Origin of the sequence: Bradyrhizobium sp. (genome assembly GCF_016462955.1) — a bacterium.
Classification (GTDB): Bacteria; Pseudomonadota; Alphaproteobacteria; order Rhizobiales; family Xanthobacteraceae; genus Bradyrhizobium.
Window position 1 is genome coordinate 10564 of the sequence record NZ_JAEMSD010000187.1, and the last position, 1216, is coordinate 11779.

Sequence of the window (1216 nt, forward strand, 5' to 3'; positions counted from 1 at the left end):
GATAGAATTTCTGGCTACGCAGGCGCCGGTCGGCAGCAAAATCCTTCACCCAGCGGGAAAAAAATCCGTGGACCGCCGACAGCACCAGGACCAATGCCAGTTTTACGTGCAGCCAGCCGAACGAGAACCAATGACCGGACCAGGCTAGAAAAAGGCCGGCGAGCCAGGTCACGGTCATGGCCGGGTTGATGATCGCCTTGAGCAGCCGACGCTCCATGATCTTGAACGTCTCCGACTGCTTCGAACCGATCTCGGCCTCGCAATGATAGACGAACAGCCGCGGCAGGTAGAGCATGCCGGCCATCCAGGCGATGACGGCGATGACATGCAGCGCCTTGATCCAGAGATAGACGTCTTCGAACATTTTTGCGGTCCGGCTTGATGCCCAGCTCGGAACGCTGGGGATAGTAAGAACTCGTTAAGGTCTTACCCTGCACACATATCCGTCCGAGGTGCCTTCCTCAAACCTAGAATCTTAGATTCTTAAGGTTTGAGTCTATGTGACCGTGAATTGGACTCACACAATTCCGTCCGCACGTTCACGCGCGCTTGTTCACATCGATCCACATATCCTGGATCACTCTGGCGACTTCCGATAAGTCAGCCGGCTTCAAAGGCTTGCGCATTTCCTTCGGCAGCTTATCAAGGGGGTTGTCCGCGTAATCCCGCTTCTCTTGCGGCAAGGCGCCGGACTTGTTCTGCCGGGCAGTGGTGTGAACAAAATCGGCACTTGTCCCGCCCCCGGTGTCGCACATCCCTTTCCGAGGGGTTAAGCTCCACAGAAATCCACAAACCACCCCAACGAAATACAAAGGGTTTTGGTGCCGACTTCGAACAATTATTTCCATCTCCACCTGGTCTCGGACTCCACGGGTGAGACGCTGATCACCGTCGCGCGTGCGGTCGCGGCCCAATACGCCAATGTGACTCCGGTCGAGCACGTCTATCCGCTGGTGCGCAGCCAGAAGCAGCTCGACCGCGTGCTCGACGAGATCGAGGAAGCGCCGGGAATCGTGCTGTTCACGCTGCTCGAGAAGGATCTGGTCGCCCGGCTTGAGGACAAGTGCAAGGAGATCAATGTTCCGAGCCTGTCGATCATCGGTCCGGTGATGCAGCTGTTCGAAGCCTATCTGGGAGCTGCGACCACCGGCCGGGTGGGTGCCCAGCACGTGCTCAACGCGGAATATTTCACGCGCATCGACGCCCTGAACTACAC

At 57.4% G+C, this 1216-nt stretch carries 2 protein-coding genes and 1 pseudogene; 1 reads left to right on the forward strand and 2 read right to left on the reverse strand.

Annotated elements, in window-relative coordinates:
* Both JHD07_RS19590 and JHD07_RS19595 read right to left on the reverse strand, forming a co-directional pair.
* Window positions 1–364 (reverse strand): annotated as a pseudogene (locus JHD07_RS19590) (CopD family protein); the annotation flags it as partial.
* Window positions 365–539: 175 nt separating this feature from the next.
* Complete coding sequence (locus tag JHD07_RS19595; RefSeq protein ID WP_291624847.1) at window positions 540–755, reverse strand: hypothetical protein; 216 nt, start codon at window positions 753–755, stop codon at window positions 540–542.
* A gap of 66 nt (window positions 756–821) precedes the next feature.
* On the opposite strand from JHD07_RS19595, the gene JHD07_RS19600 reads away from it, so the two are divergent.
* On the forward strand, window positions 822–1216 hold a 395-nt coding region (locus JHD07_RS19600; protein WP_291624849.1), incomplete at its 3' end, for a kinase/pyrophosphorylase.